General features: G+C 67.5%; 19 protein-coding genes. 8 read left to right on the plus strand and 11 right to left on the minus strand.

All coding sequences use genetic code 11. The features are described 5' to 3' along the window. The first annotated feature begins 129 nt into the window (after positions 1 to 129). The 3 genes from argB (at position 130) to V5F84_RS19850 (ending at position 3,155) form a co-directional block, all read left to right on the plus strand. Positions 130 to 1,035 carry an acetylglutamate kinase gene (gene argB, locus V5F84_RS19840; protein ID WP_394042007.1) on the plus strand — a complete coding sequence of 302 codons (906 nt, stop codon included), beginning with the start codon at positions 130 to 132 and terminating at the stop codon, positions 1,033 to 1,035. Between the two features lie 94 nt (positions 1,036 to 1,129). Continuing rightward, entirely contained in the window at positions 1,130 to 1,849 is a 720-nt protein-coding gene (locus V5F84_RS19845; protein WP_394042006.1) for a pyrimidine 5'-nucleotidase, read from the plus strand. A gap of 58 nt (positions 1,850 to 1,907) precedes the next feature. Then, a complete protein-coding gene (locus tag V5F84_RS19850) occupies positions 1,908 to 3,155 on the plus strand; it encodes a GGDEF domain-containing protein (protein WP_394042005.1) in 1,248 nt (415 codons plus the stop codon). A 6-nt stretch (positions 3,156 to 3,161) separates the two neighbouring features. Here the strand turns inward: V5F84_RS19850 and V5F84_RS19855 are convergent, their stop codons facing one another. From V5F84_RS19855 to V5F84_RS19885, 7 genes are all read right to left on the minus strand, one after another. Then, complete coding sequence (locus tag V5F84_RS19855; RefSeq protein ID WP_394042004.1) at positions 3,162 to 6,638, minus strand: indolepyruvate ferredoxin oxidoreductase family protein; 3,477 nt, start codon at positions 6,636 to 6,638, stop codon at positions 3,162 to 3,164. A 214-nt stretch (positions 6,639 to 6,852) separates the two neighbouring features. After that, entirely contained in the window at positions 6,853 to 7,902 is a 1,050-nt protein-coding gene (locus V5F84_RS19860) for a nickel/cobalt transporter (protein WP_394042003.1), read from the minus strand. Between the two features lie 80 nt (positions 7,903 to 7,982). Further along, entirely contained in the window at positions 7,983 to 8,585 is a 603-nt protein-coding gene (locus V5F84_RS19865; protein WP_509277129.1) for a DUF1007 family protein, read from the minus strand. A 35-nt stretch (positions 8,586 to 8,620) separates the two neighbouring features. After that, positions 8,621 to 9,745, minus strand: coding sequence for an acyltransferase family protein (locus tag V5F84_RS19870; RefSeq protein ID WP_394042001.1), 1,125 nt, complete (start codon positions 9,743 to 9,745; stop codon positions 8,621 to 8,623). A gap of 63 nt (positions 9,746 to 9,808) precedes the next feature. After that, on the minus strand, positions 9,809 to 10,969 hold the full coding sequence (gene dnaJ, locus V5F84_RS19875) for a molecular chaperone DnaJ (RefSeq protein WP_394041999.1): 1,161 nt from the start codon (positions 10,967 to 10,969) through the stop codon (positions 9,809 to 9,811). 180 nt (positions 10,970 to 11,149) lie between these two features. Next, on the minus strand, positions 11,150 to 13,048 hold the full coding sequence (dnaK, locus tag V5F84_RS19880) for a molecular chaperone DnaK (protein WP_509277130.1): 1,899 nt from the start codon (positions 13,046 to 13,048) through the stop codon (positions 11,150 to 11,152). 306 nt (positions 13,049 to 13,354) lie between these two features. Beyond that, positions 13,355 to 13,723 (minus strand): DUF1236 domain-containing protein, encoded by a 369-nt coding sequence (locus V5F84_RS19885; protein ID WP_394041998.1) that lies wholly within the window; start codon positions 13,721 to 13,723, stop codon positions 13,355 to 13,357. A 192-nt stretch (positions 13,724 to 13,915) separates the two neighbouring features. Here V5F84_RS19885 and V5F84_RS19890 point away from each other — a divergent pair, with 192 nt between their 5' ends. Both V5F84_RS19890 and V5F84_RS19895 read left to right on the plus strand, forming a co-directional pair. Then, positions 13,916 to 14,623 (plus strand): alpha-ketoglutarate-dependent dioxygenase AlkB family protein, encoded by a 708-nt coding sequence (locus V5F84_RS19890; RefSeq protein ID WP_394041997.1) that lies wholly within the window; start codon positions 13,916 to 13,918, stop codon positions 14,621 to 14,623. 44 nt (positions 14,624 to 14,667) lie between these two features. Next, complete coding sequence (locus V5F84_RS19895) at positions 14,668 to 15,639, plus strand: hypothetical protein (RefSeq protein ID WP_509277131.1); 972 nt, start codon at positions 14,668 to 14,670, stop codon at positions 15,637 to 15,639. Positions 15,640 to 15,724: 85 nt separating this feature from the next. Here the strand turns inward: V5F84_RS19895 and grpE are convergent, their stop codons facing one another. Next, a complete protein-coding gene (gene grpE, locus V5F84_RS19900) occupies positions 15,725 to 16,357 on the minus strand; it encodes a nucleotide exchange factor GrpE (protein WP_394041995.1) in 633 nt (210 codons plus the stop codon). A gap of 84 nt (positions 16,358 to 16,441) precedes the next feature. Then, the gene (gene hrcA / locus V5F84_RS19905) at positions 16,442 to 17,542 is read right to left on the minus strand and encodes a heat-inducible transcriptional repressor HrcA (protein ID WP_394041993.1); all 1,101 of its coding nucleotides are present in this window, start codon (positions 17,540 to 17,542) and stop codon (positions 16,442 to 16,444) included. A gap of 241 nt (positions 17,543 to 17,783) precedes the next feature. On the opposite strand from hrcA, the gene rph reads away from it, so the two are divergent. The 3 genes from rph to hemW all read left to right on the plus strand — a co-directional run bounded on the left by rph (position 17,784) and on the right by hemW (position 20,460). Beyond that, entirely contained in the window at positions 17,784 to 18,497 is a 714-nt protein-coding gene (gene rph / locus V5F84_RS19910; protein WP_394041992.1) for a ribonuclease PH, read from the plus strand. Further along, on the plus strand, positions 18,497 to 19,132 hold the full coding sequence (gene rdgB / locus V5F84_RS19915; protein ID WP_394041991.1) for an RdgB/HAM1 family non-canonical purine NTP pyrophosphatase: 636 nt from the start codon (positions 18,497 to 18,499) through the stop codon (positions 19,130 to 19,132). The genes rph and rdgB overlap by 1 nt, the downstream gene beginning before the upstream one ends. Before the next feature lie 209 nt (positions 19,133 to 19,341). Beyond that, the gene (hemW, locus tag V5F84_RS19920) at positions 19,342 to 20,460 is read left to right on the plus strand and encodes a radical SAM family heme chaperone HemW (RefSeq protein WP_394041990.1); all 1,119 of its coding nucleotides are present in this window, start codon (positions 19,342 to 19,344) and stop codon (positions 20,458 to 20,460) included. 73 nt (positions 20,461 to 20,533) lie between these two features. Here hemW and V5F84_RS19925 read toward each other — a convergent pair whose 3' ends face one another. Then, entirely contained in the window at positions 20,534 to 21,085 is a 552-nt protein-coding gene (locus tag V5F84_RS19925; protein WP_394041989.1) for a hypothetical protein, read from the minus strand. Between the two features lie 82 nt (positions 21,086 to 21,167). Further along, positions 21,168 to 21,443, minus strand: coding sequence for a metal-sensitive transcriptional regulator (locus V5F84_RS19930; RefSeq protein ID WP_394014068.1), 276 nt, complete (start codon positions 21,441 to 21,443; stop codon positions 21,168 to 21,170). Positions 21,444 to 21,518 lie beyond the last annotated feature (75 nt).

Consider the following 21,518-nt stretch of genomic DNA (forward strand, 5'->3'; position numbering starts at 1 on the left):
GACCTGGCAAGGTTTTCCTGGCCCTGGTGGCCCGTCGCGGGGCGGCGCGGTTTAAAAACCGTTCGACTTTGCCTCCACATGCTCTAGAACGGCGCCGCCCCAAGCCCCATGACGTGAGAGGCCGAGCCGATGAGCGTGCAGGAACCCGCCGAGCTGGCGGAAGGAAGATTGCAAGCCGAGGTGCTCGCCAAGGCCCTCCCCCACATGCAGCGCTATGACGATGCGATCATCGTCGTGAAGTACGGCGGCCACGCCATGGGCGACGAGGCCGTGGCGCGCAATTTCGCCGAAGATATCGTGCTGCTGGAACAGGCGGGCGTGAACCCGGTGGTGGTGCACGGCGGCGGCCCGCAGATCGGCGCCATGCTCACCAAGCTCGGCATCAAGAGCGAATTCGCCGGCGGCCTGCGCATCACCGACAAGGCGACGGTGGAAATCGTCGAGATGGTGCTGGCGGGCTCCATCAACAAGCAGATCGTGGGCTTCATCAATGAGGCCGGCGGCAAGGCCATCGGCCTGTGCGGCAAGGACGGCAACATGGTGCTGGCCAAGAAGGCGAGCCGCGTGGTGGTCGATCCCGGCAGCAATATCGAGAAGGTGGTGGACCTCGGCTTCGTCGGCGAGCCGGACCAGGTGGACACCATGGTGCTCGACCAGATCCTCGGCCGCGAGCTCATTCCGGTGCTGGCGCCGGTGGCCGCCGCGCTCGACGGCGGCACCTATAATGTGAACGCCGACACCTTCGCCGGCGCCATCGCCGGCGCGCTCGGCGCCAAGCGGCTGCTGATGCTCACCGACGTGCCCGGCGTGCTGGACAAGGACAAGCAGCTCATCCCCCGCCTCACCATCGCGGAGGCCAAGGAGCTGATCGCCGACGGCACGGTCTCCGGCGGCATGATTCCGAAAGTGGAAACCTGCATCTATGCCCTGGAACAGGGTGTCGAGGGTGTCGTTATCCTGGACGGCAAGGTGCCGCACGCCGTGCTGCTGGAACTGCTGACCGATCACGGCGCGGGCACCCTGATCACCCGCTGAATTCGCGCGCTCGACCCCGGCCGCGCGGCCGGGGTCGAGATGTTGGCAGAACAAATTAGGTACATCCGGCGGAATTGGATCAAAGAGGCGTCCCATGTCGTCAGCAACGCCGTCGCGTTCCTTCGAGGAAGTGGAGACCTGGGTCTTCGATCTCGACAATACCCTCTATCCCGCCCACCTTGACCTGTGGACTCAGCTCGATGCGCGCATGCGCGATTATGTGGCGCGTCTGCTCAACATCAGCCACGAGGAAGCCTTCGTGGTGCAGAAAGACTATTACCGCCGATACGGCACCTCGCTGCGCGGGCTGATGATCGAGCACGGGGTGGATGCGGGCGCCTTCCTCGCCCATGTGCACGATCTCGACCTGTCGGAGCTGGAGCATTCCCCCCGCCTCGCCGCCGCCATCGAGGCGCTGCCGGGCGTCAAGCTCGTCTATACCAATGGCTCGGAGCAGCATGCCCGCAACGTGCTGGAGAAGCTCGGGCTCGGCGGGCATTTCGCGGCGGTGCACGACATCGTGGCGGCGGAATTCCATCCCAAGCCGACCGAGGAGGCCTATCAGCGCTTCCTGCGCGCCCACGGCGTCGATCCCACCCGCGCCGCCATGTTCGAGGATCTCGCCCGCAACCTGGAGGTGCCGCACCGGATCGGCATGGTGACCACCCTCGTGGTGCCGCCCGGCGAGCAGATCGCGGCCCGGGAGACCTGGGAGTTCGAGGGCCGCGAATCCGCTTATGTTGATTTTATCACCGAGGACCTCGCGGGCTTCCTGGAACGGACTGTGTTTCCAGAACTTACAATGAACGGTTGAATTCACCGGCCGGGACCTGTACCCACCGACCGCGCGCCTCCAATTGCTGCCGACCATCATGCCGATCAAAGCCGCCAACTGGATAGGATTGGTCCATGCGCCTGTGCTGGTGATCGGCGGAACGCGCCCTCGCGTGCTGCATGCCAATGCCGCCGCCGCGGCGCTGCTCGGAAGCGATCCAAAGGGGCAGCTTCTGTCCGGCTTGATCGGCGACTTCGCCGCCTGTCGCCTTGGCGCCTTCCTCGACCAGAGCCTGCCGGCGGACGAACTGGTGCTCGACTGCGTGCTGTCCACAGGCCCGGCGAAGCTCGGCTTCCGCTTCGCGCGGCCGCCGGGCGAGACCGATGTCACGGTCCTCACCCTGGCGCTGCATGCGGCCGACCTGTACCCCCAGCCACCGGTGGTGGACTGGTCGCGCCTGCTTCAGACCGTGGTGGAGCGGCTGCCCGTGGGGGTGGAGATCTATGACAGCGGCTTCAACGAATTGTACGCGAACCACGTCTCCGACGAGCTGTTCCTGTACGACGACACGCCCCTGCGCCCGCATCACGACGCCTGGTGGGACAAGGCCTTCCCCGACGCGGAGGTGCGCGGCCGCGTCATCGAGGAATGGCAGCGCCTGATCCAGGCCGCGCGCGCGGACCAGGACAGCGTGCAGCGCACCGAATGGGAGGTGGTGTGCCGGGACGGCGCCAGGCGCATCATCCAGTTCCGCTTCCGCATCATCGGCGACACCTATGTGGTGGTGTTCTGGGATGTGACCGAGCGGCGCCGGCTGGAAGAGGAATTCCGCCGCCTCGCCGGCACGGATGCGCTGACGGATACCTACAACCGCCGCCGGTTCTTCGAAGCCGGGCGGTCCGAATTCAAGCTGGCCGAACTCTCCGGCCAGCAATTGTCGCTGCTGATGCTGGACATGGACCGCTTCAAGAAGGTCAACGACCAGTTCGGCCACGGCGCGGGCGACACCGTGCTGAAGGAGGTGGCGGCGCGCTGCCGCGCGATCCTGCGGCAGAACGACATCATCGCCCGCATGGGCGGGGAGGAATTCGCCATCCTGCTTCCCGGCGCGGACAAGGAATATGGCGCGCGCATCGCCCAGCGCCTCATGGCCGCGATCCGCTCCGAGCCGATCACCAGCGGCGACCTCACCTTCCACGTCCAGGCCAGCATCGGCATCGCGGTGCGCAATCCCGACGATCCGAACCTCGAAGCCATGCTGGAGCGGGCGGACCGGGCGCTGTACCTCGCCAAGGCCAGGGGCCGCAGCCGCATCGTGATCGGCGATTCCACCTTGCGGTCCTGATCGCCCTTATTCCGCCGCCTGCGCGGGGCGCGCGGGCGGGGCGCGGAAACGCGCGAGAAGCGCGGCCTCCTCCGCCTTCGCCGCCGCAAGGTGCCGCGCCTTCACCGGGCCATAGCCGCGGATCTTCTCCGGCACGTTGGCGAGCGCCACCGCATGGGCGTGGTTGCCGGCATCGAGTGCGCCGACGATCTCGCCCAGCAATGCCTCGTAGTCCGCGATCAGCGTCCGCTCGGTGCGCCGCTCGGCGGTGCGGCCGAACGGGTCGAAGGGCGTGCCGCGCAGCCCCTTGAACCGAGCGAGAAGGCTGAACGCCTTCATCATCCACGGGCCGAACCGCATCTTGCGCGGCTCGCCGTTCGGCCCGGCCCCGCGGGCGAGGAAGGGCGGGGCAAGGTGGAATTCGTAGGAGAGCTCGCCCTCGAACGCCGCTTCCACCTGGCGCTGGAACGCGCCGTCGGCAAACAGCCGGGCGACTTCATATTCGTCCTTATAGGCCATGAGCTTGTAGAGATTGCGGGCGACCGCCTCGGTCAGCCCGCCACGCCCCGGCGCGCGCGCGGACTCGGCGGCGCGCACGCGTTCCACGAGATCGAGATAGCGGCGCGCGTAGGCGGCGTTCTGATAGGCCGTGAGCGACGCCACCCGGCGGGCGATGATCTCGTCCAGGCTTTGGGAGAGCTTGCGCGCGTCGGTGGTCGCGGCCGAGGGGCCGAGCAGGGCTTCCACCCGCGCCGGATCGTGCGCCGCGCGGCGGCCCCACAGGAAGGCCGCCTTGTTCATGGCCACCGCCTCGCCGTTCAGTTCCAGCGCCCGCAGGATCGCCGCTTCCGACACCGGCAGGGCACCGAACTGATAGGCATAGCCCACCATGAAGATGTTCTGCGCCAGCGAATTGCCGAACAAGGCGAGCGCCAGCCGGCTCGCCGCGATGAGATGGGTCTTCTCCGCCCCCGCAAGGCCGGAGATGGTGCGCTTCAGCCGTTCCGTCGGCAGGGAATAATCGGCGTCGCGGGTGAAATCGCCAGGGAGAACCTCGTGGGTGTTCACCACCACGATGGTCGCGCCCGGCTTCACCGCCGCCAGCACCTTCTTGGTGCCGGCCACCACGAGATCGCCGCCGAGGATCAGGTCGGCGCCGCGCGCGGGAATGCGGATGGCAGTGATATCCTGCGGCCGCTTGGCAAGGCGGATGTGGCTGTAGACCGCCCCGCCCTTCTGCGCGAGGCCGGCCATGTCGATCATGCCGCAGGCCTTGCCCTCAAGGTGCGCGGCCATTCCCAAAATCGCGCCGATGGTCACGACCCCGGTGCCGCCCACGCCGGTGGCGATGATGCCATAGGTGCCGTGGATCTCGGGATGCGCGGGCTCGGGCAGGTCCGGCCAATCCTGGGCGCCGGAGGCCACGCCGGCCGACTTCTTCGGCTTGGCGCCGTGCACCGTGACGAACGAGGGGCAGAAGCCGTTGACGCAGGAAAAATCCTTGTTGCAGGAGGATTGATCGATCTCCCTTTTCCGGCCCCATTCGGTTTCCAGCGGCTGCACGGACACGCAATTGGACTTCACCCCGCAATCGCCGCAGCCCTCGCACACGCGCTCATTGATGATCACCCGCTTGTCCGGGTCGGGAAACTGGCCGCGCTTGCGGCGACGGCGCTTCTCCGAGGCGCAGGTCTGGTCGTAGATCAGCACGGTGCAGCCGGGCACGGCGGCCAGCGCGCGCTGCACGGTTTCCAGCTCGTCGCGATGATGGATGGTGAGGCCGGCGGGCCAAGCCTCGCCACTGGCATATTTCTCCGGCTCGTCGGTGACGACGACAACCTGCTTCGCACCCTCGGCGGCCACCTGCCGGGCGATCACCGGCACGGTGAGATCGCCCTCGTGATGCTGGCCGCCGGTCATGGCCACGGCATCGTTGAACAGGATCTTGTAGGTGACGTTCACCCCCGACGCGATGGAGGCGCGCAGGGCCAGATAGCCGGAATGATTATAGGTGCCGTCGCCGAGATTCTGGAACACATGCTCGCGCTTGGAGAACGGCGCCTCGCCGATCCAATTGGCGCCCTCCCCGCCCATCTGGGTGAAGCCGGTGGTCTCCCGGTCCATCCATTGCACCATGTAATGGCAGCCGATGCCGGCATAGGCGCGCATGCCGTCCGGCACCACGGTGGAGGAATTGTGCGGGCAGCCGGAGCAGAAATAGGGAATGCGGGTCGCGACATCCCCCGTCGCCGCGAGCACGCGCTGGGCCTCCTCCAGCTCGGCGAGGCGGGCGGCGATGTCCGGCAGGTCGCCATAGGCCAGCAGGCGCTTGGCGAGCGCGATGGCGATGTCGTTGGGGTCGAGGGCGCCCTTCACCGGAAACAGCCATTGGCCGGCTTCGTCGCGCTTGCCGATGCAGACCGGCTGGTTGGCGGTGCCGTACAGCTCCTCGCGCACCTGAACCTCGATCAGCGAGCGCTTTTCCTCCACCACCATGATGAGGTCGAGGCCGGAGGCGAACTCGCGCAATTGCACCGGCTCCAGCGGCCAGGGGCAGGCCACCTTCCAGATGCGCAGGCCGAGATCATTGGCGCGCACCTCGTCGATGCCCAGTTCGTCGAGGGCAAGGCGCACGTCCAGATAGCTCTTGCCGACGGTGGCGATGCCGATGCGCGGGCGGGTGCCGCCGGAGGTGATGAAACGATTTAGCCGATTGGTGCGCAGGAAATGCAGGATCGCGTCGCGCTTATATTCCTGAAGCCGCTCCTCCTGCGCCACCGGGGTGTCCCCGAGGCGGATGTTGAGTCCGCCCGGCGGCAGCGCGAAGCCGAGCGCCGGCTCGATGCGCACCCGGTCCACCCGCCCGTCCACGATGCCGGTGGATTCGATGGTGTCCTTCACCGCCTTGAGGCCGACCCAGGTGCCGGCGAAGCGCGACAACGCCCAGCCATAGAGGCCGTAATCCAGGATTTCCTGCACCCCGGCCGGGTTCAGCACCGGGATCATGACATCGACGAAGTGGAATTCGCTCTGGTGCGCGGTGGTGGAGCTTTCGCAGGTGTGGTCGTCGCCCATGAGCGCGAGCACGCCGCCATGCTTGGAGGTGCCGGCATTATTGGCGTGGCGAAACACGTCGCCCGAGCGGTCGACGCCCGGCCCCTTGCCGTACCAGAGGCCGAACACGCCGTCATACTTGCCTTCGCCGCGCAGTTCCGCCTGCTGGGAGCCCCAAAGGGCGGTGGCGGCGAGATCCTCGTTCAGCCCGCTCTGGAACAGGATGTCGTTGGCGGTGAGCAGCTTCTGGGCGCGGCCGAACTGCTGGTCGAGCCCGCCGAGCGGCGAGCCGCGATAGCCGGTGACATAGCCGCCCGTATTGAGCCCGGCGCGCCGGTCGCGCTCCTTCTGCATCAGGGTCAGGCGCACGAGGGCCTGGGTGCCGGAGACGAAGACGTCCTCCTGGCCAAGGTCATATTTGTCGTCGAGCGAGACGGGCTTCATGGCCATGGGCGCCTCCGGTGCGACGCGGCGGCCGCGGGGCCGCTCTCCTTCGTGCGCCCCTCAAGGCGCCGACGCATCTTTTGATCTGCATCAAAGCTTACACGCGCCGGCGCCCCCGGCAATTTCGTTGTTTGGAGGGATTGTGAAACGAAGTTGCCGAAAAACCAGGCGCGACGAATTTTGGTGCATCGCAGCGGAAAATCGTTGCGCTTGCAAAGTTTTAGCCCGGCAGCAGGCGTTCGCTCACGGCATAGCCGGTCAGAAGGGCGACACCGAACCCGCACACCAGCATCGCCGCCCCCATCTCCACCGCCAGCAGCAGCGCCGTGCCCCGCCCGGACGCCGCCGAGGCGAGCTTTACCGCGATGCGCTTGCCATAGACCGCGAGCGCGGCGATGCCCGTGACCGTGAGCGCGGTGCCGAGCCCCATGGCGAAAGTCGCCGCCACGCCGCTCCAGATCACGCCTTGCGACAGCGCGAAGGTGAGCACCAGGATCGCGCCCGAGCAGGGCCGCGCGCCGGCGGAGACCACCGCCACCGCCGCCCGCTTCCAGCCGCCCCGTCCATCCAGCAGATGCGGGTCCGGCGCATGCTTGTCGCCGCAGCCGCAATCCGGGCCGTGGACATGGGCCGCCGGCTGGCCGCGCAGCACGGCGAGGAGGCTGACCGCCTTCCTGAAGGCGAGATAGGCGCCGAACACGGCGATGCCGCCATAGGCCGCGATCTCCACCACATTCATGGCCCCCGCCATGGACGCGGCGGTGCCGCCCAGCAGGATCGCCAGCAGGCCGACGAACAGCACCGCCGCCAGCGCCTGCACCATGCCCGCCGCCAGCGCCAGCAGCGCCCCGCGCCGCAGCGTTCCGCCATCGGCCAGCAGATAGGAGGAGATCACCGCCTTGCCATGTCCCGGCCCGGCCGCATGGAACACGCCGTAAGCGAAAGAGAGGCCCGCCAGCAGGCCGAAGGCATTGCCATCCGCCTTCGCCGCCCGCACCGCCTGGATCAGGGCGCGATAGAATTCGCTCTGCTTGGAAATGAGGTAGCCGGTGATGCCGGTGGGGACAGGCCCCCCGGCGCCGAGCCCGAAGGGCGTCGGCTTGGGGCCGAGGGCGCCGGGCGCCGGGTTCAGCGCCTGGGCAAAAGCCGGCTCCGCCACCAGGAGGATCAGGACCGCGACCGCGAGGCCCGCGACGAGGGCTCCGGAAAGGCCCCCCGCGAGGGCAAACGGATGGCGTCGGGCGCGGGACGGCCGCCGGCGAAGCGTCATGGAGGGCTCTTCCGATAGGTCACATTTCGCCGACACGAACTTCGCCCGAAATCCCGCCGAAGGCTCGGCGAGATGGCGCGTCACGGGCACTTCACCGCGACTTTGTCGGCATATTGGGCACCGTAGGTGCTGGAGGAGGTGAGGTTCGTGAAGAACTCCTCCCCGAGCTGCATGTTCTGCGGCTGCTCCGGCTGCACGGTCTGGAACGTGCACCCCGCGGGGGCTCCGGACAGGGAGACGGGGTTCTTCTCGGCGAATTCGAACGAAACGAAATAGGTGGGGTCGTAGATGTCGAAACTCATGCTGCCTTTGGCCGGGATGGGCTTTACCAGCGGCAGGAAGAAGTGGAGCGTCAGGGCATCATTCTCAAAGGTCAGGTAATAATCGACCGGATCCTTGAACGCGAGCTTCGCCGTCGCGTTCTTTGCCTTGACGAAATAATCATATTCCTTGAGCGAGGTCACATTGACCTCCGCCAGGGGCTTCAGGACGCTTTCGGGATAGGAGCCGTCCTTGTTGCGCTCCAGCCCCTGAAGGGCGAAGGCGGTGAAGGCCTCGTCGAAGGTCCAGTCCTGCTTGAGCCCGGTCATGGTGCCGTCGGGGGCATAGACCACCTGGGTCTTCATGGTCACCCACACATGGGGATGGGCCACGGCCACGCCGGCACCGCCGAGCAGGGCCATGAGGGCCGCAACACACCTGAAGACGAATCGCGCAGTCATGCTTCCCCGCATCTCGACGCAGACTGATCGCCCGCGAGTTCGGCGGAATGGTGGCGGCCCTTTCGCGGGCGCGGCGTGGGGGCGCCGAACAGCAGGCCGTCAAGCCGCAGCCGCTCCACCGCCAGCGTCGCCGCAAGCCCGAACGCAAAGCCGAATCCCCACAGGGCGAAAAACCCCGGCCAGCCCGCCAGCCCCGCCTTGGAAACCAGCATCTGCCCCGCTTTGAGGAACAGCGGCCCGTGCAGCAGATAGATCCCCATGGTGCGCCGGCCGAGGAAGGCGAAGGCGCGCGCGAGCCGCCCCTCCCCCTTCAGCATCCCCCGCCCCAGCGCCATCAATCCTGCGAGATAGGGATAGACGATGAGGACGCTGCCAAAGGCGCACGCCTGTGCAAGCGCCGCAAGCAGCAGGGCGCCGGCGCCCACCATCGCCTCACGCCCCGCAACCCGCGGCGCAAGCTGCGCGAGGACGAGACCGGACAGGAACAGCGGCAGGCCCCAAAACAGATAGACCACCGGGTCCAGCACCGGCGCGGAAAGCAACGGCGCGAGAAAGGTCGCGCGGGCGGCGAGATTGAGCCCGATGGCCGCCAGCAGCACCGCGATCCGCATCGCGATCCCGTGCCGCATCAAGGGGATCAGCGGCAAAGCGGCGAGCCGCACCAGGAACAGGGCCGGGAGAAAATAGAGGTTCTGCGCATGCGGCGTGCGGTAGAGCGTCACCAGCAGCGCCAGGGGATCATCCACCGGGATCAAGTGCTCCGCCAGCAGGCCCCGGCTCTCCCCGATCCAGCGCAGGCCGGCATAAAGCAGCGAGAAAATAAGAAACGGGAGGAGCAATCGCCGCGCCCAGCGCGGCACGTCGCACCAGCGGGGCGGGCGCCCCTCATCGAGCCTGCGGGAGATCAGGAAGCCGTCGGCCGCGAAGAACAGGGGCACGGTCGCCGCCGAAAGCAGAAAGCCGAACCAGCCGCCGAGCGAATCCAGCGGAATGAAGCTGTAGGCGGCGGCATGAATGCCCACCACGAGAATGATGGCGTAGCCGCGAATGGCATCGAGCCAATCGAGGCGCCCGGCCTCGCGCGCAACCGCCCGCGGCTCCCCGCCTTTCCCCGATTCCATCCCGCGCCCTCCCGCCCGCAGCAGCTCTAGGGCCGGACGCGGACGCTCACAAGCACGGGACCGCTAGTCGGCCTCGCCGGCGCCCTGGAAGAAATCCTTTACCTTGGCGAAGAAGCCGTTGGATTCCGGATTGGTCTCGCTGGAGCATTCCCGCTCGAACTCGGAAAGCAGCTCCTTCTGGCGCTTGGTGAGGTTCTGCGGCGTTTCCACCACCACCTGCACATACATGTCGCCATGGGCACGCGAGCGCAGGATCGGCATGCCCTTGCCCGACAGGCGCAGGCGCTTGCCGGACTGGGTGCCCTCGGGAATGCGCACCTTGGTCTTCTCGCCGTCGATGGTCGGCACCTCCACCGATCCCCCGAGCGCCGCCGTGACCATGGAGATCGGCGCGCGGCAATACAGGTCCGCACCCTCGCGCTGGAAGAAGGGATGGGGCTCAAGCGACAGGAAGATATAGAGATCGCCCGCGGGTCCGCCGCGCACGCCGGCCTCGCCCTCACCGCCGAGGCGGATGCGCGTGCCGTCCTCGACCCCCGCCGGGATCTGCACCGAAAGCGAACGCTCGCGCGTGACCCGGCCGGCCCCGCCGCAGGCGGTACAGGGATCCTCGATCACGCTGCCGCGTCCCTGGCAGGCCGGGCAGGTGCGCTCGAGCGTGAAGAAGCCCTGCGCGTGGCGGATCTTGCCCGCGCCGCCGCAGGTGCGGCACACCTTCGGCTGGGTGCCGGGCTTGGCGCCCGAGCCGGAACAGGTCTCGCAGACGATGGAGGTGGGAATCTTGATCTCGGCGGTCTTGCCGGCGAACGCTTCCTCGAGCGTGATTTCCATGTTGTAGCGCAGGTCCGCGCCGCGCCCGCGCCCGCCCTGGGCACCGCCCCGGCCCCCGCCGCCGCCACCGCGGCCGCCCATGGAGCCGCCGAACAGATCGTCAAAAATATCCGCGAAGGTGGACGCGAAATCAGGCCCGAAACCCGCGCCGCCACCGCCGCCGCCATTCTCGAAAGCCGCATGGCCGAAGCGATCATAGGCCGCGCGTTTCTGCGGGTCCTTGAGCACTTCATAGGCCTCGCTGACCTCCTTGAAGCGCACCTCTGCTTCCCCGTCGCCCTGGTTGCGATCGGGATGCCATTTCATGGCCAGCTTGCGGTAGGAGGCTTTCAGCACCGTCTCGTCGGCACCGCGCTCGCAGCCCAGAACATCGTAATAGTCGCGCTTTGACATGGCTTCGATTATCCGCCGCCCCGGTTCAGGCGTCCTCGACACTAAGATCGGCCGTAGCGCCGCTCCGGCTCACGCCGGCCCGACGCACACGGCCGCACCGCCGGAAACGTCGACCCCCGGGACTGGCCCGGGGGTATCCTCGTTAGACGTTCACATGCACCTATCTGGCGCAGGCAAGGATCAAGCCGACTTCTTCTTGTCGTCGTCGACTTCGGTGAATTCGGCATCCACCACATCGTCGGCGGGCTTGGCCGAAGCGCCCGGCTCGCCGCCCTGCTGGGCCGCATACATGGCCTCGCCGAGCTTGAGCGACACCTGGGCCAGGGCCTGGGTCTTGGCCTGGATCGCGTCCACGTCGGAGCCTTCCAGCGCCGCCTTCAGCTCGGTCAGGCCGGTCTCGATGGCGGTCTTTTCGGGGGAGCCGACCTTCTCGCCATATTCCGACAGCGCCTTCTCGGTGGAGTGGACCAGGGCCTCGCCATGGTTCTTGGCTTCGGCCAGGGCCTTGCGCTTCTTGTCTTCCGCGGCGTGCGCCTCGGCGTCCTTCACCATCTTCTCGATGTCGCCCTCATTGAGGCCGCCGGACGCCTGGATGCGGATCTGCTGCTCCTTGCCCGTGCCCTTGTCCTTGGCGGACACCTGCACGATGCCGTTGGCGTCGATGTCGAAGGTGACTTCCACCTGCGGCACGCCGCGCGGCGCGGGCGGGATGCCCATGAGGTCGAACTGGCCGAGGACCTTGTTGTCCGCCGCCATTTCGCGCTCGCCCTGGAACACGCGGATGGTCACCGCCGTCTGGCCATCTTCCGCCGTGGAGAACACCTGGCTCTTCTTGGTGGGGATGGTGGTGTTGCGGTCGATCAGGCGGGTGAACACGCCACCCAGCGTCTCGATGCCCAGCGACAGCGGGGTCACGTCGAGCAGCAGCACGTCCTTCACGTCGCCCTGGAGCACGCCCGCCTGGATCGCGGCGCCGATGGCGACCACTTCATCCGGGTTGACGCCCTTGTGGGGCTCCTTGCCGAAGAACTGCTTCACGATCTCCTGCACCTTGGGCATGCGGGTCATGCCGCCCACCAGCACCACTTCGTCGATCTGGCCGGCGGAGAGGCCCGCATCCTTCAACGCGAGCCGGCAGGGCTCGACGGTGCGCTGGATCAGATCGTCCACCAGCGCCTCGAACTTGGCGCGGGTCAGCTTCATGGTCAGGTGCTTGGGACCGGACGCATCGGCGGTGATGAAGGGCAGGTTGATCTCGGTCTGGGTCGCGGACGACAGCTCGATCTTCGCCTTTTCGGCGGCCTCCTTGAGGCGCTGAAGGGCCAGCTTGTCGTTGCGCAGGTCGATGCCCTGCTCCTTCTTGAACTCGTCGGCGAGATAGGTGACGAGGCGCATGTCGAAGTCTTCGCCGCCCAGGAACGTGTCGCCGTTCGTGGACTTCACTTCGAACACGCCGTCGCCGATCTCGAGCACCGACACGTCGAAGGTGCCGCCGCCGAGGTCATAGACCGCGATGGTGCCGGCCGACTTCTTGTCGAGCCCGTAAGCGAGCGCGGCCGCGGTCGGCTCGTTGATGATGCGCAGCACCTCGAGACCGGCGATCTTGCCGGCGTCCTTGGTGGCCTGGCGCTGGGCGTCGTTGAAGTAGGCCGGAACGGTGATGACCGCCTTCTCGACCTTCTCGCCCAGGAACGCCTCGGCGGTTTCCTTCATCTTCTGAAGGATGAAGGCAGAGATCTGCGAGGGGGAATATTTCTTGCCGTCCGCTTCCAGCCACGCGTCGCCGTTGTCGGCGCGCACGATGTGGTAGGGAACCAGCTTCTTGTCCTTCTCGACGGTGGGATCGTCGTAGCGGCGGCCGATGAGGCGCTTCACCGCGAAGAAGGTGCGTTCCGGGTTGGTGACGCCCTGGCGCTTCGCCGGCTGGCCGACCAGACGCTCGCCATCTTCCGTGAAGGCGACGATGGACGGCGTGGTGCGCGCGCCTTCCGCGTTCTCGATGACTTTCGGGGAACTTCCCTCCATCACCGCGACGCAGGAATTGGTGGTGCCGAGGTCGATGCCGATGATCTTGGACATGTACTTCTCCTTATCGGCAGACCGGCCGGGCCTTTGCAGCGCCCATGAAGGATGCCCGCGGGCCCCTCCCGCGGCTGTCCGCCGGTCCCCGTTGCATTGGGGTACGCTGTGACGACAGCGTTCGAGGCCGATATAGGAGGGGTCATTAGGCGCCGCAAGGCATGCGGGGCCGCGCGCCGCGCTTTTTCACCTTCTCGCGATCAGGATATGAAAATACACCCCGCCAGGACCTCCCGGCGGGGTGAAAAAATCGATTTCCGGGCGTTCCGGTGAAAGCGCCGCGCGCCCGGGCCGAGGCCCGAAACCTTATCGAATTACCTCGATAATGCGCCGGCTGCCCGGCTCCACCAGCACCGTCTCGTTGTCCGGCAGCACCACATAGCGGTAGCTCGGCGCATCGAAGCCACCGTAGGACGCGTCGGTGGAGAAGGTCTGAAGCTCCACGTCTCCCGGCACCACCGCGCCGGCCACCGGCGCGAAGCCGCGGGGCGTCACGGTGGTCGTGGCCACGGGCTGCTGAACCACATAGCGCTGTATCAGGACTTGCTGCTCGGGGGTCACGGTCACATAGCCCGACGGCTGGGCGACGATGACCGCCGAGGTCTGGGCGCCGGCGGCGGACGTGCCGAGCACCAGGGCGAGGACGCCAGCGGCGCCGACGAGATGCGTGTTCATGGTCAAGTCTCCTGTCCTTCCCATTGGCGAAGGAACGCGGCTGTGGCCCATGCGTTCCCCTCATCGGCCCCGGTCCGGCCCGCGGGCGGGGTGGAAGCGTGGAAATTGCGGTGTTTGGACACCGTGCCGGACGAACCGGGTTGGCGCGGAACATCGGCTCGGCCATGGTGGAGGGAGGAGGCGAAAATCCAGGTGGCACACCCAATCGAAGTCGCGCCGGGCTGCCTGTACTGGCCGGGCTTTCTTGACCGTGACGCCCAGCAGGCGCTGGCGGGCGAGATCAACGCCGTCCTGGCCGAGGCGCCCCTGTTCACGCCGCGCATGCCGCGCACGGGGAAGGCGTTTTCCGTGCGTATGAGCAATTGCGGCCCGCTCGGCTGGGTGTCGGACGAGGCGGGCTATCGCTATCAGTCCTTCCACCCGGACACGCGGGCGCCGTGGCCGCCCATGCCGGCGTCGCTGCTCGCGGCCTGGGACCAGCTCACCGGCGCCGCCGCGCCGCCGCAGGCGTGCCTGATCAATTGGTACGCGCCCGGCGCGCGCATGAGCCTGCACCAGGATCGCGACGAGCACGATTTCACCGCGCCCGTGCTCTCGCTCTCGCTCGGCGACACCGCCCTGTTCCGTATCGGCGGCACGGAGCGGCGGAGCCCGACCCGCTCGCTGCGGCTCGCCTCGGGCGATGCGCTCCTGCTGTCGGGCGAAAGCCGCCTCGCCTTCCACGGCATCGACCGCATCCTGCCCGGCACCTCGACCTTGCTGCCGCAACCCGGCCGCTTCAACCTGACGCTCCGGCGCGTGGACCCGGCCGAACTCAACCGGGCCGAAGGGCACCCGGCCGGGCCTGCGACATCGGCGCGGGCCACGCTTCCGCCCGCTTTCGCCGCCAAGACGCCATGATGGGTCTGGCCGCAATGGATTTTGCCGTGATGGGATTGCCGAAGATGAAGATCCGCCTTGGGCTTTCGCTCGCCGTGCTGCTGGTTTCGGGCGGGGTTGCCGGCGCTGCCGATGTGCTTTTTCCAAAAGGTACGCTGGTGGGCGTCGTGCCGCCCGAGGGCATGGTGGAGAGCCAGACCTTCTCCGGCTTCGAGGACCGCAGCAAGGCGGCCTCCCTGCTCATCATCGAAATGCCGCCCCAGGCCTATCCCCAGATCGAGTCCGGCTTCACCGACGCGGCGCTCGCCACCAAGGGCATCACGGTCGAAAGCCGCGGCCCGCTGGTGGCCGATCCCAAGAAACTGCCCGATTCTTCCGCTCTGCGCGACGCGCAGACCCTGCTGGTGATCGGCAAGCAGAGCGCCGGGCCGGTGGTCGCCAAGAAATGGATCCTGCTCGCCGGCTCCGCGAAGGGAACGGCCCTCATCACGGTGCAGATCCCGGAGGCGAACGCCGGGGAACTGACCGACGAAGCGGTGCGCAAGAGCCTGATGACGCTGGCGTTCCGCGCCCCGCCCTCGACGCAGGAGCAATTGGCCGGACTGCCGTTCAAGCTCGGCGATCTTGCGGGGTTCCGGGTGGTGAAAGTCATCGGCAACACCGCCGCGGTGCTGACCGAGGGCGACAAGGACGTGTTGGAAAGCGCGAACCAGCCGATCTTCGTCGTCGGCGTTTCGCCCGGAACGCCGCGCGAGGATGATCGCGGACAGTTCGCCCTGCGCTCCCTCTCCTCGGTGCCGGCGGTCCGCGACATGCACATCGATCGCGCCGAGCCCCTGCGCATCGGCGGCCAGCCCGGTTTTGAGATCATCGCCACCGCAAAGGACGCCGCCTCGGGAGCGGACGTGCGGGTGATCCAGTGGCTGCGGTTCGGCTCGAACGCCCATATCCGCATGATCACGGTGGTGAAGGCGGACGCCTTCCAGGATACCTACACCCGCGTGCGGGCGATCCGCGACGGCCTGGACTCAAACTGAGCGCACCCCCCGCATCCAAATAAAAAGCCGCCGCGTGCCATGACGCGGCGGCTTTTGTTGATCCGGACCGGCCGAAAGGCGCGCGTCAGTTGGCGGAACCGTTCTCGGCCTTGGCCTCGCCGGGCGCCACCTTGGGGCCGCCGCGCGAAACGCCAACCATGGCGGGGCGCAGCACCCGGTCGCCGATCACATAGCCGGACTGAACCACCTGCACGACGGTGCCGTTGGGCACGCTCGCGTCGGGCACCTCGAACATGGCCTGGTGCAGATTGGGGTCGAATTTCTCGCCCACCGGCTCAACCTTGCGGATGCCGTGCTTTTCCAGGCCCTTGTGAAGGCTGCGCTCGGTCAGTTCCAAGCCGTCGAGCAGCGCCTTGAACGCGCCTTCCGCCTTTTCCTTGGCTTCCGTCTCGACCGCGCCGAGGGCGCGGGCAAGGTCGTCGGCCACGTTCAAGACGTCGCGCGCGAAGGAGGCGATGCCATAGGTCTTGGCGTCGGCCACTTCCTTTTCGGCCCGGCGGCGGATGTTCTCCGCTTCCGCATAGGCGCGCAGGAACTTGTCCTTCAGGTTCGCGACCTCGCTCTCCAGCCTCTGCTTCTCCGCCTGGAGTCCGCCGGCCTCGCTCCCCTCGGCGAGCGCGTCCATTTCCGCCCCCTCCGGATCGGAGTTCAGGTCGGTATGGGGCTTCGCGTCGTTCGCGCCACCCTGATCGCTCATGCCCATGTCCTCGTCGCTAACAACACCGCCCCACGGGCAGGTGCACCGATTTCGCCCCGCATATCGGGGGCGTGGCGGGAAAAATCAAGCCGCGTCGGCCCCCGGAGCCCCCAGAACGCGGCTGACGACCCGCGCGGTGAAGTCCACCATGGGCACGATGCGCCCATAATTGAGCCGCGTCGGGCCGATCACCCCCAGCACACCCAGCACCCGGCCCTGGCTGTCGTGATAGGGCGCGACGATGGTGGAGGAGCCGGAGAGGGAGAATAGTTTGTTCTCCGAACCGATGAAGATGCGCAGGGACTGGGCATCCTCCGCCCGTCCCAGCAGGTCCACCACGTCGCGCTTGGATTCCAGGTCGTCGAACAACAGGCGAATGCGTTCGAGATCCTCCAGCGCATGGAGGTCCTCCAGCAATTTCGCCTGTCCGCGCACGATCAGCTTGCGCTCCGCCGGCCCGTCGCCGGACCAGGAGGCAAGCCCCGCCTCCACCACCCGCGCGGTGAGGGCGTCCAATTGCTGGCGCAGCTCGCTCAACAGGCCCTCCATCTCCGCCCGCGCCTCGGCGAGGGTGCGGCCGCGAATATGGGCGTTGAGGAAATTGGTGGCCTCCGTCAGCGCCGAAACCGGCAACCCCATGGGAAGCGGCACGGCCCGGTTTTCCACCTGCCCGTCCTCGGACACGAGGATCACCAGCGCGCGGTTGGTATCCAGCGGCACGAATTCCACATGCTTGAGGCGCGGATCGGTCTTGATCGCCGTGACCACGCCGGCCCCGCGCGACAGGCCGGAGAGCAGGGCCGAGGCCTCGCGCAGCACGCCGTCCACCGTATAGCCCTTGGCGGCGGCGGCGACCTGGGATTCGATGTTGCGGCGATCGCCCTCGCTGACATCGCCGATTTCCATCAGCGCATCGACGAAGAAGCGCAGCCCGCGTTCGGTCGGCAGGCGGCCGGCGCTGGTATGCGGCGCATAGATCAGCCCCGCCGCCTCCAGGTCCGCCATCACGTTGCGCACGGAGGCCGGCGACAGCGACATGGGGATCAGGCGGGCGATGTTGCGCGAGCCCACCGGCTCGCCCGTCGCGAGATAGCTTTCCACGATCTGGCGGAAGATCTCGCGCGAGCGCTCGTCGATCTGGCCGAGGGCCGCTGAAAAGGGAGGAATGATGGGATCGATGGGCAAGGCCTCACTCCGGATCGGGCGGGCGGGATAAAGCGGGCGGAGAGATTCGCGGCACCGGCGGGGGCAGTCCCTGATGCCGCAGATCATCCCGCCCGATATCTTGCCGGTTATCCTGCCGCGACACCATCGCCTGTTCGCACACCGCGCCCGCCTGAACCATGAGGCAGCATACCACGCCCCTTGCTCCCGCGCGCGCCCACCCCTAAAACGACGGCCAGTTTCATAACGGATTGGACAAATTATGCGCCCGAGCCGCCGCGCGAGCGACGAGATGCGAGCCGTTTCCTTCGAGCGCAACGTTCTGCGCCATGCCGAGGGCTCGTGCCTCGTCAAGTTCGGCGACACCCATGTGCTGGTGGCGGCGACCCTGGAAGAGCGCCTGCCGCCGTGGCTGAAGGGCCAGGGCCGGGGCTGGGTGACGGCGGAATATTCCATGCTCCCCCGCGCCACGTTGGAGCGGACCCGGCGCGAATCCACCACCGGCAAGCAATCCGGCCGCACCCAGGAGATCCAGCGGCTGATCGGCCGCTCGCTGCGCTCGGTGACCGACCTCGTCGGCCTCGGCGAACGCCAGATCACGCTCGATTGCGACGTGCTGCAGGCGGACGGCGGCACCCGCACCGCCGCCATCACCGGCGCCTGGATCGCCCTGCACGACTGCATGAGCTGGATGTATTCGCGCTCCATGCTGAAGACCATCCCCCTGCGCGAGCATGTGGCGGCCGTCTCCTGCGGGATTTTCGAAGGCACCCCCGTGCTCGATCTCGATTATCCCGAGGACAGCAAGGCGGAGACCGACGCCAATTTCGTCATGACCGGCTCCGGCGGCATCGTCGAGATCCAGGGCACGGCGGAAAAGACCCCATTCACGGAAGCGGAATTCCTGCAATTGCTCACGCTCGCCCGCACCGGCATCAACCAGCTGGTGGATTTGCAGAAGCAGGCGGTGGCCTGATGTCCCATCGCCGGCTCGAAGGGCGGCTCGTTGTCGCCACGCACAACAAGGGCAAGCTCATCGAGATGCGCATGCTGCTCGAACCCTATGGGGTGGAAGCGGTGGCCGCCGGCGAACTGGGCCTGCCCGAGCCCGACGAGACCGGTACCACTTTCGTCGCCAATGCCCGCCTGAAGGCGGTCGCGGCGGCGAACGCGGCACAGTTGCCGGCGTTTGCCGACGACAGCGGGCTCGTGATCGACGCGCTCGGCGGCCAGCCCGGCATCCACACCGCCCGCTGGGCGGGCCCGGAGCGCGATTTCGAAAAGGCGATGGAAACCATCCAGTCGCTGCTGGTGGCGCGCGGCGCCATGGAGCCGGATTCGCGCACCGCCCGTTTCGTCTCCGCCCTGTGCCTCGCCTGGCCGGACGGCCATGTGGAGGAATTCGAGGGGGTGGTGGAGGGCGAGCTGGTGTGGCCGACCCGGGGCGCCAAGGGGTTCGGCTATGATCCCATGTTCGTGCCCGAGGGCCACACGCGCACGTTCGCGGAGATGAGCGCGGAGGAGAAGCATTCCATGCCGCCGCTCGGCTTGGGCCTTTCCCACCGCGCCCGCGCCTTCCGCCAATTGGCGCAGGCGTGCCTGGAGGCATGACCACGACGCCCGCTTTTTCGCCTGCCCCCGCGCCGAACGGTCCGGGCCCTCTCCCGCTTGCGGGGGAGCGTTGGGAGGGGGCACGCGCCGCAACGCCGGCGCCCGCGTCTCACGCCACCTCTTTCCCCCTCCCCGGCCCTCCCCCGCAAGCGGGAGAGGGGGGTGACCGCGTCGCCGGAGAAGAGACCGCCGGCGGGTTCGGCGTCTATGTGCATTGGCCGTTCTGCCTCGCCAAATGCCCCTATTGCGACTTCAACAGCCACGTGCGCCATTCCCCGCCGGACCAGGCGCGCTTCATCGCCGCTTTCCGGCAAGAGATCGCTTACATGCGCGCCCTCACCGGCCCGCGTGAAGCGGGCACGGTGTTCTTCGGCGGCGGCACGCCCTCGCTCATGGCGCCGAGCACCGTCGCCGCTATCTTGGAGGCGGTGAATGCGGCCTGGCCGCTCGCCGCCAATGCCGAGATCACGCTGGAGGCCAATCCCACCAGCGTTGAGGCCGAGCGCTTTCGCGGCTATCGCGGCGCCGGCATCAACCGGGTCTCGCTGGGCGTCCAGGCGCTGGACGATGCCGAGCTGAAGGCGCTCGGCCGCATGCATTCGGTGGACGAGGCCCTGGCGGCGGTGGCGATCGCCCGCGCGACGTTCGAACGGGTCTCGTTCGACCTCATCTACGCCCGCCCGCGCCAGAAGCCGGAAGACTGGGCGCGCGAGCTGAAACGCGCCATCGCGGAAGGATGCGAGCATCTCTCGCTGTACCAGCTCACCATCGAGCCGGGCACCATGTTCGAGAAGCTCTATTCCGCCGGCAAGCTGCTGATTCCCGACGACGATCATGCCCGCACGCTCTGGGACGTGACGCAGGAGATCACCGCCGCCGCCGGACTGCCCGCCTATGAGATTTCCAACCACGCCCGCCCCGGTGCCGAGGCGCGGCACAATCTCGTCTATTGGCGCTATGGCACCTATGCCGGCATCGGCCCCGGCGCCCACGGGCGGCTTGCGGTGGACGGAAGGCGCCGCGCCACCTTCACGCAGAAGCAGCCGGAGACATGGCTGGAGCTGGTGGAAGCGAACGGCCACGGCATCGTCTCGGACGAGACGCTGGACCCGGCCGAGCAGGCGGACGAATTGCTGCTCATGGGGCTCCGGCTTGCCGAAGGTGTCGATCTTGCCCGCCACGCAAGGCTCGCCGGCACACCGATCCCGGAAAGCCGCATCGCCGCGCTGGAGCAGGACGGCTTGGTGCGGCGCGCCGGTAACCGTCTGGCCGCCACCGCGCGGGGGTTCCCGGTGCTGAACGCGGTCATCGCGGCGCTGGCATCCTGATCCCGCCCGGGGCAGGCGCGCGCGGCCCTGGCGAAAGGTGCGCTCGGGCGTAGAAGACAAGTCGCCCAGCCGCTTATTTCGGGAAGGCGTCCTCGGGAATTTCGAACTCGCCCTCCGCCTTCAGGCCGGCCTTCTCAAAAAAGGCTGAGCCGAACCCGCCGACGATATGATCGCGGCAAACCATGGTCACGCTCGGCTGGCCGCTCTGCTCGGCCACGACGCCCGAAACCGCGGCCGGGCCGCCCTTGGGGTTCCATTTTCCGATGGCGTTGAAGAGCGTGTAGCGGATCGCCTGATCCTGGAACCGCAGCCATGCCCCGCCGCCGCCCGCAAACATGAGCGTACCGACGGTGAAGGCCTCGGCGGGTTTCGTGCCGGCGGGCGGATAGGTGGTCAGCACCCGGTCCAGATGGCCGAAGCGATATTGCAGAAAGCCGCGGTCGTGGCCGATGTCCCTGGAGGCGCAAAGCGAAAGCGTGTGGCTGCCGAGATCGCAGGAAAAGACGATCGTCTCATCCGTGCTGCAATAGGTCCCGTCCTTGCCGGCGCTGGCGGGCGAGGAGAGCGACACGACAAGCGCCAAGGCGCACGTTGCGGCGGGCGGCAGGGTGAGCTGAAAGGGCATGGGAGGACCCGCGGTTGCGACGAGGCGACAAAGGCGCATGCGCCATACCATGCGCCACGTGAAGATGCTTTGGCAGCGCCCTTCACCGCTCGCTGCGGGCGATGACATCCATCAGTTCAGCGACTTTCTTGCGCTGCTCGTCGGCATCGCCGGAGCGGATCGCGTGCTCGACGCAATGGGCGACGTGATCGCGCAACACTTCCTCCTCGGCCCGGCGCAAGGCCGCGCGGACAGCGGAGATCTGGGTGATCAGGTCGATGCAATAGCGATCCTCCTCCACCATGCGGGCGATGCCGCGCACCTGCCCCTCGATGCGGTTGAGACGCTTCAGGACGGAGGATTTTGCCGGGTCACGCATGCTTGCCATATACCCCTGGCGGGTATAAATAACAAGTCAAGCATACCCCCCAGGGGTTCATGCGCGAACAATTCG

Source organism: Roseixanthobacter liquoris (genome assembly GCF_043195135.2).
Taxonomy (GTDB): Bacteria; Pseudomonadota; Alphaproteobacteria; order Rhizobiales; family Xanthobacteraceae; genus NCEH01.

Excerpts from the sequence above, each read along its gene's own strand:
- argB (WP_394042007.1), top strand. The coding sequence starts at position 130 with ATGAGCGTGCAGGAACCCGCCGAGCTGGCGGAAGGAAGATTGCAAGCC.
- V5F84_RS19845 (WP_394042006.1), top strand. The coding sequence starts at position 1,130 with ATGTCGTCAGCAACGCCGTCGCGTTCCTTCGAGGAAGTGGAGACCTGG.
- V5F84_RS19850 (WP_394042005.1), top strand. The coding sequence starts at position 1,908 with ATGCCGATCAAAGCCGCCAACTGGATAGGATTGGTCCATGCGCCTGTG.
- V5F84_RS19855 (WP_394042004.1), bottom strand. The coding sequence starts at position 6,638 with ATGGCCATGAAGCCCGTCTCGCTCGACGACAAATATGACCTTGGCCAG.
- V5F84_RS19860 (WP_394042003.1), bottom strand. The coding sequence starts at position 7,902 with ATGACGCTTCGCCGGCGGCCGTCCCGCGCCCGACGCCATCCGTTTGCC.
- V5F84_RS19865 (WP_509277129.1), bottom strand. The coding sequence starts at position 8,585 with ATGGCCCTGCTCGGCGGTGCCGGCGTGGCCGTGGCCCATCCCCATGTG.
- V5F84_RS19870 (WP_394042001.1), bottom strand. The coding sequence starts at position 9,745 with ATGGAATCGGGGAAAGGCGGGGAGCCGCGGGCGGTTGCGCGCGAGGCC.
- dnaJ (WP_394041999.1), bottom strand. The coding sequence starts at position 10,969 with ATGTCAAAGCGCGACTATTACGATGTTCTGGGCTGCGAGCGCGGTGCC.
- dnaK (WP_509277130.1), bottom strand. The coding sequence starts at position 13,048 with ATGTCCAAGATCATCGGCATCGACCTCGGCACCACCAATTCCTGCGTC.
- V5F84_RS19885 (WP_394041998.1), bottom strand. The coding sequence starts at position 13,723 with ATGAACACGCATCTCGTCGGCGCCGCTGGCGTCCTCGCCCTGGTGCTC.
- V5F84_RS19895 (WP_509277131.1), top strand. The coding sequence starts at position 14,668 with ATGAAGATCCGCCTTGGGCTTTCGCTCGCCGTGCTGCTGGTTTCGGGC.
- grpE (WP_394041995.1), bottom strand. The coding sequence starts at position 16,357 with ATGAGCGATCAGGGTGGCGCGAACGACGCGAAGCCCCATACCGACCTG.
- rph (WP_394041992.1), top strand. The coding sequence starts at position 17,784 with ATGCGCCCGAGCCGCCGCGCGAGCGACGAGATGCGAGCCGTTTCCTTC.
- rdgB (WP_394041991.1), top strand. The coding sequence starts at position 18,497 with ATGTCCCATCGCCGGCTCGAAGGGCGGCTCGTTGTCGCCACGCACAAC.
- V5F84_RS19925 (WP_394041989.1), bottom strand. The coding sequence starts at position 21,085 with ATGCCCTTTCAGCTCACCCTGCCGCCCGCCGCAACGTGCGCCTTGGCG.
- V5F84_RS19930 (WP_394014068.1), bottom strand. The coding sequence starts at position 21,443 with ATGCGTGACCCGGCAAAATCCTCCGTCCTGAAGCGTCTCAACCGCATC.